Genomic DNA, 13,798 nt, shown 5'->3' on the forward strand with positions numbered 1-13,798 from the left:
TAATGGCAAAACTCCTACAAAAGTTTGAACAAAAATTTTGTAGGAGTTTTGTCTTTTATATATAAATCATACCAAAATATCAGGAGGGACTATGTTTCTAGATAAAATTTCAATTTTCAAATCCGCGACGAGCTTACGCTTACGTCTTATTCTACTGTTGGTGCTGTTTGCATTATTACCTACTTGCGTTGTAGGTAGCGTTAATGCTTATCGGACGATTGGAGAAAAAAAAGCGGCCATTGTCCAAAATAATGTAGTAATCACCAGTCAATTAGTTAATCAAATTGAACGTCTTTTAGATGATTCTCGCGCTTCGTTGATAACAACAGCTACTGCTATTGGTGCATCCACTACGAATAATACACTCGATACTGCAGCCATTAAAACTGCAATCATAGAAATGAAAAAACAAAATCCACAATTTGAATTGATCATTGCTAATGACAGCACGGGAATGCAGATTATCAGAACTTCAGGTGAATTAAAAAATCAAGCAGGTAAACCAAGCTTTGTAAATGCTATACAAGGAAATGTTTATTTTTCAGATGTTTATATTTCAGTATCAACCCAGGCGCCATGTGTTACTATATCGACTCCGATTAAAGATAAAGCCGGAATTGTGATTGGAACAATGTCAGCTGATATCAGTTTGAATGCCATTCAAGAGATTGCCAATAGCGCTAAAATCGGAAATACGGGATACATTGATATCGTTGATAAACAAGGTGTATTGATTGCTCATCCTGATAAAGAACGGGTTTTAAAAAAAGAGAGTGTTAAGGAACTTAGCTATATTAATAAGGTCTTGAGTGGTCAGTCGGGTAATATGACGGCTCTTAACACTGATGGTATAGAGGCTCTAACCGTATTTGCTCCTATCTCTAAGTATAACTGGGGTATTGCTGCCTATATGCCCGTAAAAGAATTGCAAAGCACAATCATTTCATCCTTAATCATTACTGTATTACTCAGCTTGCTAGCCGTATTGTGCGCAGGAGTCACAGCGTTTTTTATTGGTAGAGGTATTGCAAAGCCTTTACAGCAACTTGCTCTCAATGCTGGGCAACTTGCAGAAGGTGATTTAACTGGAAAAATTACAGCACAAGGTGCTCTAGAAATCAATCAATTATCAGAAGCTCTTACTAAGATGCAGATCAACTTCAAGCAGATTATCCAAAATATTGTTATTACTTCAGAACAGGTTGCTGCCTCCTCTGAAGAGTTAATGGCAGGTTCTGAGCAGTCATCACGCGCTGCCGATCAAGTAGCAAACTCTATTACCGTAGTAGCAACGGATACAGATAGGCAACTGGCCGCGACGAGTGAAGCTACTGTAATCGTGAGTCAAATGTCATCTAATATTAAGCAAATTGCTGAGCAGGCGAATATCGTTTCAGCGGCCTCAGATCAAACAGCTCATACTGCTAAAGATGGTGGCAAAGCAATCGATACTGCGATTGCACAAATGATCCATATTGAAAAAGCCGTTGTAAGCTCTGGCCAAGTTGTAGCCGTTCTTGGCGAACGTTCCAAAGAAATCGGTCAAATTATTGATACTATTGCTGGGATTGCTAGTCAGACAAATCTTCTAGCTTTAAATGCTGCGATCGAAGCCGCTCGTGCCGGCGAGCAAGGCCGTGGTTTTGCCGTGGTAGCTGAGGAAGTACGCAAATTAGCCGAACAATCCCAGAGCGCTGCAAAGCAGATTGCCACTTTGATTAGTGATATACAAATCGAAACAGCTAGAGCCGTTGAAGGGATGAATAATGGTACACAAGAAGTTCGGATCGGTACAGAAGTTGTCAATAATGCTGGTCAAGCTTTTCATAACATTACCATTTCAGTAGAGCAAATGTCTGGTCAAATTAGACAAATATCAGGTGCCATTCAGCAAATTGCTAGTGGCAGCCAAAAAATAGTTACAACTGTCCAAGATATTAATCGTATCGGTACAGATACTGCGTTAGAAACACAAACAGTATCTGCAGCGACTCAAGAGCAATCAGCTTCCATGGAAGAAATCGCTCATTCCAGTCAAGCATTGGCCCAAATGGCCGAAGAATTACAAAATGCTGTACATAAATTTAAAATGTAGCGATTCTATCGTCACTTTTTTGAGCCGTAAGGCTCTTTTTTTTATGGATTTACAAGGGCGAAGTATTATTTTGAAGAGGGGATTATAAATGGTAATTTTAATTGGAAACAGTATAAAGTAAACTCATCAATTCCTTTTTTTATGATTTTAGGCTATAATTATAATATTAATGATTTTGATATATGAAATATAAGTAAAAGGCGGCTATACAATGAAAAAACCATTATTTATCGGCTCTGCAGTAGCTATTGTAACTCCATTTACTGAAGAGGGTGTTGATTATCAAACATTAGAAAAGCTGATTGAGTTTCAAATTGAAGGTGGCTCAGATGCGATTGTGGTCTGTGGGACTACAGGAGAAGCTTCTACTATGCCAGATGATGAGCATATTGCTGTGATCAAGTTTGCAGTAGAAAAAATTAACAAACGTGTGCCAGTCATTGCTGGTACTGGCAGTAATGATACTCGTCATGCTATCGAATTATCGAAAGCAGCGGAAGATGTTGGTGCAGACGCAATTTTATCAGTTACTCCATATTATAACAAAGCGACACAAAAAGGATTATATGGGCATTTTAAACTCATTGCTGACAATATTAAAATACCAATGATTCTTTATAACGTACCGAGTAGAACCAATTTAAACTTGAATCCTGATACAATAAAAGCATTATCTGAGATTGATAATATTGTTGGGATCAAAGAATGCAATCTTGGGCAAGTTGGCGATGTGGTAAATTTATGCGGTGAAGATTTTTCGATATACTCAGGTGATGACAATGCAATTTTACCTATGCTGTCACTAGGGAGTAAAGGAGTCATTTCCGTTATGGCTAATATCATCCCACAAGATACCCATGACATGGTTTCGAATTTTTTTCAAGGTGATGTTAATGGTGCCATTAAGCTGCAGCTTCAGACGCTGAATCTGATTAAAGCATTATTTAGTGAGGTAAACCCTATTCCGATTAAGGCTGCTGTAAAGTTACTAGGTTTTCAAGCTGGTCAATGTCGTATGCCTTTAACTGAACTCAGTGACAATAATCTTGAACTTCTTCGTACTGAAATGAAAGCGTATGGATTGATCTAATTAATCGAATCATCTCTTATACACTGTATGTGAGATCACTCTAGAAGAAATGTATCTTTAACATCATATATCACTCTTAATTCGAAAAAATAAGCTTGAACCTTTATCAAAGGGTTCAGGCTTATTTTTTTGCTCTAAGTAGAAAGATAAAAAAATTGACAAACTTAATTTTATAACATATTATTAGTTTGAAGATCAAACAATATTAAATTCAAATTATATGGATATCAAAGGAGATGCTGATAATGGATTCTTTAGATGAATTAACTCATGAATTATTTACTTTTTTTAATGGCTTTTCTTCTTGGGAAAACTCAGTCATTAAAACGAGTGATTTGACTGTTTCGGAAGCTCATGCCATTGAAATACTGGGTCAATATGGCCAAATGAATATGAAAAAACTTTCGCAGCATCTAGGGGTAACGACCGGTACGACTACCGTTACAGTTGATCGATTGGAAAAGAAAGAATATGCCAAACGAGGGGCGGTTAAGGAAGATCGACGCGTTCATTTAATTACGTTAACTGAAAAAGGTCAGCAAGCCTTCTCGGAACATCATCAATATCATTACAATTTAACTGAGCAAATATCTTCAGTTCTCTCAAATGAAGAAAATGAACAATTACTAAAAATACTTAAAAAAATTAATGTGGAGGCGTTTTAGGTATGGAAAGCCGGGGAAGTCATATCGAACAAACAGAGATAAATGACTGCGGTGGTCATGAAGGACATGGAGAAGGAAGTCATATACAAGACTATCTTGTAATCGCCCTTACATCCTTTTTATTGCTTACTTATTGGTTTGAATGGTTACCGATGATCTTAGGGATAAATACGGCACTTATTGCAGCGGTCATTGGTGGTTTACCCATCATAAAAGAAGCAGTGATTGCTATTTATAAACGTGGAGATACCAAAGTTGGCTTACTCGTTAGTATCGCAATAATTGCTTCAATTGCCATTGGAGAATATTTTGCAGCGGCTGAAGTGGCTTTGATTATGACCATCGGAGAAATGCTAGAACATGTTACTTTAGAAAAATCAAATACTGCATTGAAAAAACTTGCGGAGCTGGCTCCCTTAAAAGCCCGTATTATTGAGGATGGAAGGGAACGGGAAATTGCTGCTGAATTGGTCAAGTTAGGCGATCAATTACTAGTCAAGCCAGGAGAAAAGATTCCCGTGGATGGAATGGTGATAGGGGGTTATGCGACAGTTGATCAGGCGACGATCACAGGAGAGTCAATCCCAGTTGAATGCCGTAATGGGGCTAATGTTTTTGGCGGCACGATCGTTACGATGGGAAGTATTGAAATTGTCGCAACAAAGGTTGGTCAAGATACGGCTTTAGGTCATATCATTAAAATGGTTAAAGAAGCGCAAGCAAGTAAGGCTCCGAGTGCTAGAATTATTGACCGTTGGGCAAATTGGTTTGTACCCTTAAGCTTGTTAATTGCCGTACTTGTCTATTTAGTGACAGGCGATATTGTAAGAGGAGTCACTATTTTAATTGTATTTTGTCCATGTGCCATGTTACTAAGTACTCCCACTGCTGTAGCTGCTGCGATTGGGGCTGCTGCTCGCCGTGGGATTTTGATAAAAGGAGGGGAAATATTAGAAAAAATAGGTTCCTTAGATGCTATTTTATTTGATAAGACTGGCACAATAACCTTAGGAAAGCCGTCCTTAAAGGATATTCGTTGTTACAATGGCTGGCAAAGAGATGAATTGTTGGCGATTGCAGCTGGTATAGAAAAAAGATCAGAGCATCACTTGGCAAAAGCCATTATTCAGGCCGCAGAAAAAGAGAATGTGTCTTTGGTTGAACCAACATACTGGGAACCTATCGTGGGGCAAGGCATAGTAGCCAAAAAAGATGATCATGATTTCTTATTAGGGAATCAATTATTAATCGAAAGTCAACATATCGCTCTCACGCAAGAACAACAAGAATATTCTATGGAAAATCAAAAAGCTGGTGGAACAGTTGTTTTTATTGCGGCTAATCGTGTGTTGATAGGGATTTTGACGATACAAGATCTCATACGCAAAGATTCTAAAGCTGCTATTGCATCATTAGTTGATGAAAAAATTAAAAAAATCGTATTGCTAACAGGAGATGGGGTAGCGGTAGGAAATGCGATTGGAGGGCAAGTTAATATTCCAATTATACATGGTGATTTATTACCGGCTGATAAAGTCGAATATGTTGAGACATATCAACGTTTAGGTTTTAAGGTCGCAATGATTGGAGATGGAATAAACGATGCTCCAGCTTTAGCTAAGGCCGATATTGGAATTGCCATGGGATATTCAGGAACCGATGTAGCTGTTGAGGCTGCCGATGTTGTTTTATTGTCAGATGACTTAAAAAAGATACCTGAAACCATACGAAAAAGTCGAAAGGCCATTCGTACAATTTGGCAAAATATTGCGGTTGCAAATATAATCAATTTTGCTGCGATTATTTTAGCCGCTTTAGGTTTATTGGGACCTGTGGCAGCAGCTATTGTACATAATGTTGGAGCGATTATTGTTGTATTGAACTCTGCACGTTTATTACGAACTGAATGATATCTGATAAAATAAAGAAAACTCATGTAAGGATTCTCGTAAGAATTCCTACATGAGCTTTTCTTATTTAAAAGTGGATGAGCGGACTCTTTTTTCGATCGCATTTTTCCAGCGCGTTAGGGCTTCTGCGATGATGCTACGCGGACAAGCTGCATTTAAGCGCATGTAACCTTCATAGGCATCACCAAACCAAAAACCGTCATCCAAGGCAATTCCTACTTCATCAATCATAAAGGAGTGAAGTTCATCCTTATTCATTCCTAAATCTCGGCAATCAATCCATAATAGATAGGTACCTTCAGGAAAATTAGGTTGAATCTGTGGGATATTTTTTTGGCAGTAGTCTTGAATAAAAGTAAAGTTACCTTCAATATACTCCTTTACTTGCTCAAGCCATTCCTCTCCGTAGCGATAAGCGGCTTCCGTTGCCACGACGCTAAAACAATTATTTCTTCTGATATCTAGATCTCCAAGTATCTGGTCAAACTTATTTCGATCTTCTTCATTAGGGAAAATGGTAATTGATGCTTGTAGACCTGCTAAATTAAAGGTTTTACTAGGGGCAATGCACGTAAAGGTATTCTTTGCGAATTCTTCAGAAAGCATGGAGAAAGGGACATGTTTATGTCCAGAGAAGACTAAGTCACCATGAATTTCATCGGCAATGACACGAATGCCATGAGCTAGGCAAATATTTCCCAAACGGAGGAGTTCTTCTTTTTTCCATACTCGTCCGATTGGATTATGAGGACTGCATAAAATAAGGAATTTAGCACCTTTTTTCGCAACTTCTTCTAAATGATCATAATCCATTTCATAGTGTCCGTTCACTAGTTTTAAAGGATTTTCTACTAATGTTCGCCCATTGCTTTTAACCACATCAAAAAAAGGATAATAGACTGGGGACTGAATAATAATACGATCGCCAGGTTGTGTAAAGTATTGGATCATCATGCTCAAGAAAGGGACAACTCCTGGACAATGAAGCATTAATTTAGTATCTGTTGTCCAACCATGTTGTTTAGTAAGCCATTCTTGGATAGATTGAAAGTAAGAATCAGGTCTAGAGGTATAACCAAAAATTCCTTGTTCTGCACGTTTTTGAATCGCTTCTGTAATTGGCTGCGCTACTTTAAAATCCATATCTGCTACCCATAACGGGATAAGGTCATCGCGGCCAAATTTTTTACCAACCTCATCATACTTGGCAGCAAAGTTCTTAGTTCTGTCGAGTACAGCATCAAAATCATATTTCATACTTAAATTACCACCTAACTTATCAATGTATTATTCATTATTCTTCGTAATTCCTATAATTCCTTTTGCAGATGGTGAAGAAAAGATTCTCTACAAGTAAAACAGCCTGTCCCCTTTTAAATAAAGCGGACAGGCTGTCTAACGTATGGATTAAACTTCTTCGTCCGCGAGGACGGCACTCGTTGTACCTTTTATAAAAGGCAAAAGACCGATGACTACGAGGGAACATGAAATTAAATAAGGGTATGTAGCACCAATATGTTCTGAGATGAGTCCAGAGGCAATTGGTGCAATGCCGGCACCTAACCAACGTACTAAATTATAGGCACTTGAAGTAATTCCCCTTTCATAGGGGGAAATTTCCATTACATAGGTGGTAAATAAAGCATTCGTTAACCCACAAACCAAACCAGATAAGATAATAAGAAGTAAGCGGATGATATGATGATCGACTAGAAAAATAGCAAGAAGAATAAGGGCAAAAGCCAATAGGCTAGCAGTTAATGCAATCTTTGGCTGTATTTGACTTTCTAATTGATGTGCAAGTTTAGCTGAACCATAGGCTAACATTAATCCCCAGCCAAAGAAAACATAACCCAATTCGATAGCTGATAAATTAAGTAACAGTGGCGAGTAGGCTAGTACTGTGAAAAATCCGAAAAAATATAACATGGCAGATAAAGCAACAGTTAAAAAGGGCATATATTGTATTAATTCTACCAATTCACTGAGGCCGTGACTCTTTCTGTGAAGTTGTTTTGGCTGTTGAATGAAAAAAGCAGCTAATAAAAAGGCGATAAAGACTAAAATACTAGTCGTTGCAAATGGATACCGCCAGTTTATTTGACCTAGAAATCCACCAACTAATGGACCTGTTGCTAAACCGAGGCCAATTGCTGTCTCGAAAGCTCCTACGCCAGCACTCACATCGGGTGCCATGGAAATAAGTAACGTAATAGCAGTAGCAAAAAACATAGCATTACCTAACCCCCAAATGGATCGAAAGATTGAGAGTTGGGGGATTGTGTTGGAAAAAGCACATAACATAGCCGATATTGCTACCACAAATAATCCTACAACCATTACTTTTTTTTCGCCAAAGCGGTTTGAAGCCATTCCAGCTGGAATCATAATAAACGCCATTGTGAAAATATAAGCTGAGAAAAGCATTTCTACTTCCCAATGTTTAGCTCCTATTTGTTTGGCGATTACAGGAAGGATTGGATCGACAACTCCCATTCCCATAAATGCAAGAAAAGCAGCGAATACGGTGATATACATTGATTTTTTATCATTCTTGACCATTAGTTAACACCTCGTTATGTAATTGTTGTTTCTTTTTAGCTATTCTTTCAAGTTTCTCGTTGAAAACTTCTACAATTTGATTCATGCTTTTAATCTTTTGTAATAAAAACAAACGTTGCTGATTGATTGCTTGCTCTAAGCGTTCGAGTGCCTGGGTTTGTTCCTTATTATCCGTTCGCCAATAATCGCGCCTCAAAATTTCGGTTTGTTTTTCAAGGTCAATGTATTCTTTTAATTCTCCTAAGGAAACACCAAGTAGTTCTCTGCTCATTTTTACATACTTAATTTGGGTAATATCTTCCTCACTATAAAGTCTATAGCCACCATCGGTTCGCGTCGATGGTTGAATTAATCCGAGTTCTTCATAATAACGAAGAGCTCGTTTTGTAAGGCCAGTTTGTTTGGCAACTTCTTCAATTTTATAGGTCAATTGATTTCCCCCTCCTATTTTTCATGAATTTATTATATATAACGTTAACGTTAATGTCAATGTTGGCGATGTTTAAAGATTTAATAAAATATATTCTATAAAAAATATCGGATATTGTCGGGATAGAGCAGGTTTTTTGTGTTTTATGGCTAAATATTATTTATCTGAATTTACTATTTTTTATCTTTGCCGATTCGATTTCTTGAGTTTTACTTGCCATTCAATAAAAAATATGAAAAATGGGAATGAGGAGTTTGGATATGAAGAATCAAACATTGCAACGCCAATTTAGAATATGGGCAGTGTTATTAATTGTAGTTCCCAGCCTGCTGATTATGGCGATTTACACCGTTGGACAAATTTCAGTAGCGAAGCAACAAAACTTGGAATTGATTGGGCAGCGAGTCCGTTCCCAGGAGAGGCTGATTGGCTTTTGGCTGGGAGAACGGGCTTCAACAGTTCGCGAATTGAGCTGGACAGATGATTTTCGAAAATTAGATGAGCAGAAAATGAAAGATGCTCTCTATTTAAAGCAACAGGCAGATGAAAACTTTGATTCTCTATCATACATCACGAAAGATGGATTGTTTAAAATGTCAACTCTAAGTTTAGGGATACAATATCCGTCGGTAACTGATAGGCCTTATTTCCAAGCAGCTTTATTAGGGAAAGAGTACATTTCTGATGTAGTTATTGGGCGCAATAGTGGTTTACCTCTCATAAACTTTTCTTCCCCAATTTATGATTACACTGGGAATTTTCAAGGATTGATCTTAGGTTCGATAAAAACGACAACCTTAGAAAAGATCTTCCATGATAATTGGGTTGGTGAAACGGAGGATACATACCTTGTAAATCGCCAAGGGACATTGGTTACTGAGCCTAGATCTATCAATGCATTGAATGAGAAAGGTATCATTAAAGGCAGCGCAGTTTTAAAATTGAAATTACCAGATGAGGCTTTGACTAATATCCATTTTGGCGAAACGGGTATCGCCACTTGGACTACTTACTCGGGTGATAAAGCGGTGGGGGCTTACCAGGACATTCCAGGGCGGGGGTGGACGATTATTGGTAAGATCGATGAAAAAGAAGTCCTTGCGCCTATTTATAAACAAGTAACGATGATGGCTGTTGGAACGATTTTTTTATTGTTATTAATTCTACCTCTAGGCACATTAATAACCAATCGACTTAAAAGACCAATTGATTGGTTGATCGGACAGTCAAACTTGATTGCGGAAGAAAAATATGAAATGGTTGGTCGTGATAAAAAGGTAGGCACGACAATCTATGAATTAGGCATTTTATGTGAAACTTTCATTCAAATGAGCCGTAAGATCGAAAATACTGTCAGTTTACTCAAGGAAAATGAGGTCAAACTAGAGAGTAAAGTCATTGAGATCGAAAAGATCAATTATCAACTTGAAGAAACCAATGCGACGCTTGAGGAAGAAATTTTTGAACGACAAAAAGTCGAAAAGGAAATAAAAAACTTAAATGACAAGCTCGAAGATAAGGTTAAAGAGCGCACGAGTCAGTTAGATGAATTAAATAATATACTCAAAAAGAGTGAAGAACGATTTAGAATCATGTTTGAGCAAGCACCTTTAGGAATTGCCTTAATTGACTCATTAACGGGATGTATTTATGAAGTCAATTCGAGATTTGCTGAGATCATTGGTAAAACGAAGGAAGAACTGTTCAATACGGATTGGATGAGCATCACTCATCCAGATGATTTGCAAAAAGACTTAGAGAATATGGACTTATTGAATTGTCATGGAATCATATGTTCCAATATAAATAAACGATATATTCATCCAGATGGCTCTGAAATTTGGATGAATGTGACGATTGCTCCTCTAAGAGTTCAGGGACAAGGAAATCCTCGTCATCTATGTATGGTGGAGGATATTACGGAGCAAAAAAAGGCACAGGAAAAAATCATTCTTGCTATGGAAAAGGCTGAAGCTGCCAATGCTGCAAAGAGTCAATTTCTTGCGAATATGTCTCATGAAATCAGAACACCAATGAATGGAATTATTGGGATGACAGATATCACTCTGATGACGGAGTTAGCAGCGGAACAAAGAGAATATCTAACAACCGTGAAGGCGTCGACCATATCATTACTAAGAGTACTTAATGATATTTTAGACTACTCAAAAATTGAATCTGGTAAAATTGATTTAGAAAAAAGACCTTTTGAACTTCGAAATACAATGCATGAAGTGATGACTTTATTTGATGTTGGTGCCAAACAAAAGGGTCTACGTATGACCTTAGAAATTGATCAGAAGATACCAAATCATATTATTGGTGATTCCGTTCGATTACGACAAGTGCTTTCCAATTTAGTAGGGAATGCAGTTAAATTTACAGCACAAGGTGAAATTATAGTCAATGTTTATAGCGAAGAAATTACTCAGGATACTGTCAAGTTGAGGTTTGTTGTAACGGATACAGGGGTTGGAATCGCTGATAATAAATTAGATAAACTTTTTAAACGCTTTAGCCAAGTGGATGATTCTCATACGAGACAATTTGGCGGTACAGGACTTGGTCTCGCCATTTCAAAAAAATTGATTGAGATAATGGATGGAGAAATAGGTGTAGAAAGCAAAGAAAATGTAGGAAGTCGTTTCTTTTTTACTGCTGTCTTTGGGTTTGGAGAAGAAAAAAATGTAAGAGAGGTTGTTCATAATGAGCTTATTGAACATCAAGTTCTAGAGAATAAAAAAATTCTACTTGCTGAAGATGATTTAGTGAGTCGGGATATTATGACAATTCTTCTAAAGCGAAAAGGTTTTGAGATTATTGCAGTGGAAAATGGAAAAGAAGCGATCACTGCTTTTGAAAAAGAGTCCTTTGATCTCATTTTCATGGATATTAATATGCCTTATTTAGACGGTTACGCTGCAACGAGTATCCTACGATTAAAAGAGAAGAATACACAGTTCTCCACACCAATTATTGCGATGACAGCCTACGCTTTGAAAGGAGATCGAGAAAAATGTTTGCAGGCTGGTATGGATGATTATATTTCAAAACCTATTGAGATTAATGAACTGAATCAGGTGATGAGTAAGTGGTTAGGTATTAAATAATTGTTTAAAATCTACAGCATTCAATAAAAGATCATTTCCCAATAATCTAACATATTGCATTTTGACCAGTAATGATATAATATCAATTCTTAGGTAATATCCCTCAGTCTTTAAAGAATGATTGTTATTGATTGTAATCAATGAGAAGATATCTAATAAATAGAGGGACTTTTGAATAGAGAAATAAATAAGATAGGGAGCGTTGGGATGAAAATAGGAACAAAAATCAGACTTGGTTTAGGGATTATTTTATTGTTGATATCAGTATTAGGGGGGAGTTTCTATTATACAGCCCATGAAAATGCAGTGAGTCTTACTGCCATTGAAGAGGCAAATGCAAAAGCCCTTCTTGCATCAAAAGCTGAAAATGTCTATACGGGAGCAGTGCTTGAGATTAGACGGTTTATTGCCGATGGCAATGAAAATAACCGTCAGGGTTTTATTGATCGCATGAATACTGTATTAGAACTAGAAAAACAGATTCTTGCTAAAGCAAAACCTGACCAAAAGCCAGCAATTGAAAAATTAATCGGTGATACAAATACATATTATACAGGTGTTAAGGACAGGCTTATTCCTAGCCTCAACGATGGACATACTGCGCGGAAAAGTGGCGATGGAATTAAACAGGCTCAAGCTGAAGCGGTAAGTAGTGCGACCACGAAAGAATTGACTCCTTTTGCACAAGAACTTCAAAAAGCATTATCAAAGATCGTAGATGAAAATTCTAAAATTGTAAATGAGCAAGTTCTACAATCTGAAAAAAATGCTTCAGTTGCTCGAAACTTGTCCATGACCTTGTCTAGTATTATACTTTTGATCGGTATAGCTCTAAGTTTATTCTTAACCAAGGTGATTACTGCACCGATAAAAAGAACAATTATCTCTCTTGATCGTATGGCGGAGGGGGATTATTGTGCAGTGATTGATCAGACGCTTATTTCTCGCAAAGATGAGTTCGGCGCAATCGGCCAATCGTTAGCCAGCTTGCGAAACAGTATGAGAACTTTGATTGGTAAAATATTGGAAGAATCAGAGCAACTGGCTGCATCAAGTGAAGAATTGACAGCGAGTGCAGAACAATCTTCCCAAGTTGCTAACCAAGTCGCGGCATCAATTAGTGATGTAGCTACCAGTGCAGAAGAACAATTGACTGCTGCCAATGAGACGACTATTGTTGTAGAGCAGATGTCAACTCGTATTCAGCAAGTCGTGGACACTACGAATGAAGTCGCTAAGCAATCGGAGCAGACTGCCAATAAAGCAAATGATGGTAGTGCGTCAATCAATCAAGCAGTTAGTCAAATGAACCAGATTGAAGAGACTGTTAATACTTCCGCTCAAGTCGTAGCTGAATTAGGTCAGAGATCGAAGGAAATTGGTCAGATTATTGATACGATATCAGGTATTGCTGGACAGACTAATCTATTAGCACTCAATGCTGCCATTGAAGCTGCGCGTGCTGGTGAGCAAGGGCGTGGATTTGCTGTGGTAGCAGAAGAAGTGCGTAAATTAGCTGAGCAATCTCAAGAAGCTGCAAAACAAATTGCCCTATTGATTGGTGAGATTCAAGGTGATACTGATAAAGCTGTATTGGCGATGAATCATGGTACGCGTGAAGTGAAACTTGGAGCAGAAGTTGTTACGATTGCTGGACAGGCTTTTAAAGAAATCGTAGCCTTAGTCAATCAAGTATCGCTACAGGGGAAGGAAATTTCAACTACTGTTGGTCAGATTTCAGTTGGTAATCAACAAATTGTAGCATCTGTACAACGTATTGATAATTTGAGTAAAACGACTGCTGGAGAAGCTCAAAACGTATCGGCAGCCACAGAAGAACAATCAGCATCTATGGAAGAAATTGCTATTTCAAGTCAAAGTCTTGCTAAATTAGCAGCAGATCTTCGAGAAATAGTTGGTCAGTTTAGCCTTTAGT

General features: G+C 37.7%; 9 protein-coding genes. 6 read left to right on the forward strand and 3 right to left on the reverse strand.

Features of this window, described 5'->3' with window-relative positions; all coding sequences use genetic code 11:
- Window positions 1-91 precede the first annotated feature (91 nt).
- From ACAN52_RS12595 to ACAN52_RS12610, 4 genes are all read left to right on the forward strand, one after another.
- Entirely contained in the window at window positions 92-2,095 is a 2,004-nt protein-coding gene (locus ACAN52_RS12595) for a methyl-accepting chemotaxis protein (protein WP_378955218.1), read from the forward strand.
- A 211-nt stretch (window positions 2,096-2,306) separates the two neighbouring features.
- A complete protein-coding gene (dapA, locus tag ACAN52_RS12600; RefSeq protein WP_378955220.1) occupies window positions 2,307-3,185 on the forward strand; it encodes a 4-hydroxy-tetrahydrodipicolinate synthase in 879 nt (292 codons plus the stop codon).
- Between the two features lie 245 nt (window positions 3,186-3,430).
- The gene (locus ACAN52_RS12605; RefSeq protein WP_378955222.1) at window positions 3,431-3,850 is read left to right on the forward strand and encodes a MarR family winged helix-turn-helix transcriptional regulator; all 420 of its coding nucleotides are present in this window, start codon (window positions 3,431-3,433) and stop codon (window positions 3,848-3,850) included.
- A gap of 2 nt (window positions 3,851-3,852) precedes the next feature.
- Window positions 3,853-5,760, forward strand: a complete 1,908-nt coding sequence (locus ACAN52_RS12610; RefSeq protein ID WP_378955224.1) for a heavy metal translocating P-type ATPase — start codon at window positions 3,853-3,855, stop codon at window positions 5,758-5,760.
- A 63-nt stretch (window positions 5,761-5,823) separates the two neighbouring features.
- Here ACAN52_RS12610 and ACAN52_RS12615 read toward each other — a convergent pair whose 3' ends face one another.
- The 3 genes from ACAN52_RS12615 to ACAN52_RS12625 form a co-directional block, all read right to left on the reverse strand.
- A complete protein-coding gene (locus ACAN52_RS12615; protein ID WP_378955226.1) occupies window positions 5,824-7,017 on the reverse strand; it encodes a MalY/PatB family protein in 1,194 nt (397 codons plus the stop codon).
- Window positions 7,018-7,167: 150 nt separating this feature from the next.
- A complete protein-coding gene (locus ACAN52_RS12620; RefSeq protein WP_378955228.1) occupies window positions 7,168-8,322 on the reverse strand; it encodes an MFS transporter in 1,155 nt (384 codons plus the stop codon).
- On the reverse strand, window positions 8,309-8,752 hold the full coding sequence (locus tag ACAN52_RS12625) for a MerR family transcriptional regulator (RefSeq protein ID WP_378955229.1): 444 nt from the start codon (window positions 8,750-8,752) through the stop codon (window positions 8,309-8,311). The genes ACAN52_RS12620 and ACAN52_RS12625 overlap by 14 nt, the downstream gene beginning before the upstream one ends.
- A 260-nt stretch (window positions 8,753-9,012) precedes the next feature.
- Between ACAN52_RS12625 and ACAN52_RS12630 the strand changes: the two genes are divergently transcribed.
- Together ACAN52_RS12630 and ACAN52_RS12635 are read left to right on the forward strand one after the other, a co-directional pair.
- Entirely contained in the window at window positions 9,013-11,862 is a 2,850-nt protein-coding gene (locus tag ACAN52_RS12630) for an ATP-binding protein (RefSeq protein WP_378955230.1), read from the forward strand.
- Window positions 11,863-12,069: 207 nt separating this feature from the next.
- Complete coding sequence (locus tag ACAN52_RS12635; protein WP_378955231.1) at window positions 12,070-13,797, forward strand: methyl-accepting chemotaxis protein; 1,728 nt, start codon at window positions 12,070-12,072, stop codon at window positions 13,795-13,797.
- Window position 13,798: the final 1 nt, after the last annotated feature.

It is taken from the genome of Pelosinus sp. sgz500959, from assembly GCF_042610375.1.
GTDB lineage: Bacteria > Bacillota > Negativicutes > DSM-13327 > DSM-13327 > CTSoil-075.

Coding starts and splice junctions, on each gene's coding strand:
- ACAN52_RS12595 (WP_378955218.1), top strand. CDS start 92: ATGTTTCTAGATAAAATTTCAATTTTCAAATCCGCGACGAGCTTACGC.
- dapA (WP_378955220.1), top strand. CDS start 2,307: ATGAAAAAACCATTATTTATCGGCTCTGCAGTAGCTATTGTAACTCCA.
- ACAN52_RS12605 (WP_378955222.1), top strand. CDS start 3,431: ATGGATTCTTTAGATGAATTAACTCATGAATTATTTACTTTTTTTAAT.
- ACAN52_RS12610 (WP_378955224.1), top strand. CDS start 3,853: ATGGAAAGCCGGGGAAGTCATATCGAACAAACAGAGATAAATGACTGC.
- ACAN52_RS12615 (WP_378955226.1), bottom strand. CDS start 7,017: ATGAAATATGATTTTGATGCTGTACTCGACAGAACTAAGAACTTTGCT.
- ACAN52_RS12620 (WP_378955228.1), bottom strand. CDS start 8,322: ATGGTCAAGAATGATAAAAAATCAATGTATATCACCGTATTCGCTGCT.
- ACAN52_RS12630 (WP_378955230.1), top strand. CDS start 9,013: ATGAAGAATCAAACATTGCAACGCCAATTTAGAATATGGGCAGTGTTA.
- ACAN52_RS12635 (WP_378955231.1), top strand. CDS start 12,070: ATGAAAATAGGAACAAAAATCAGACTTGGTTTAGGGATTATTTTATTG.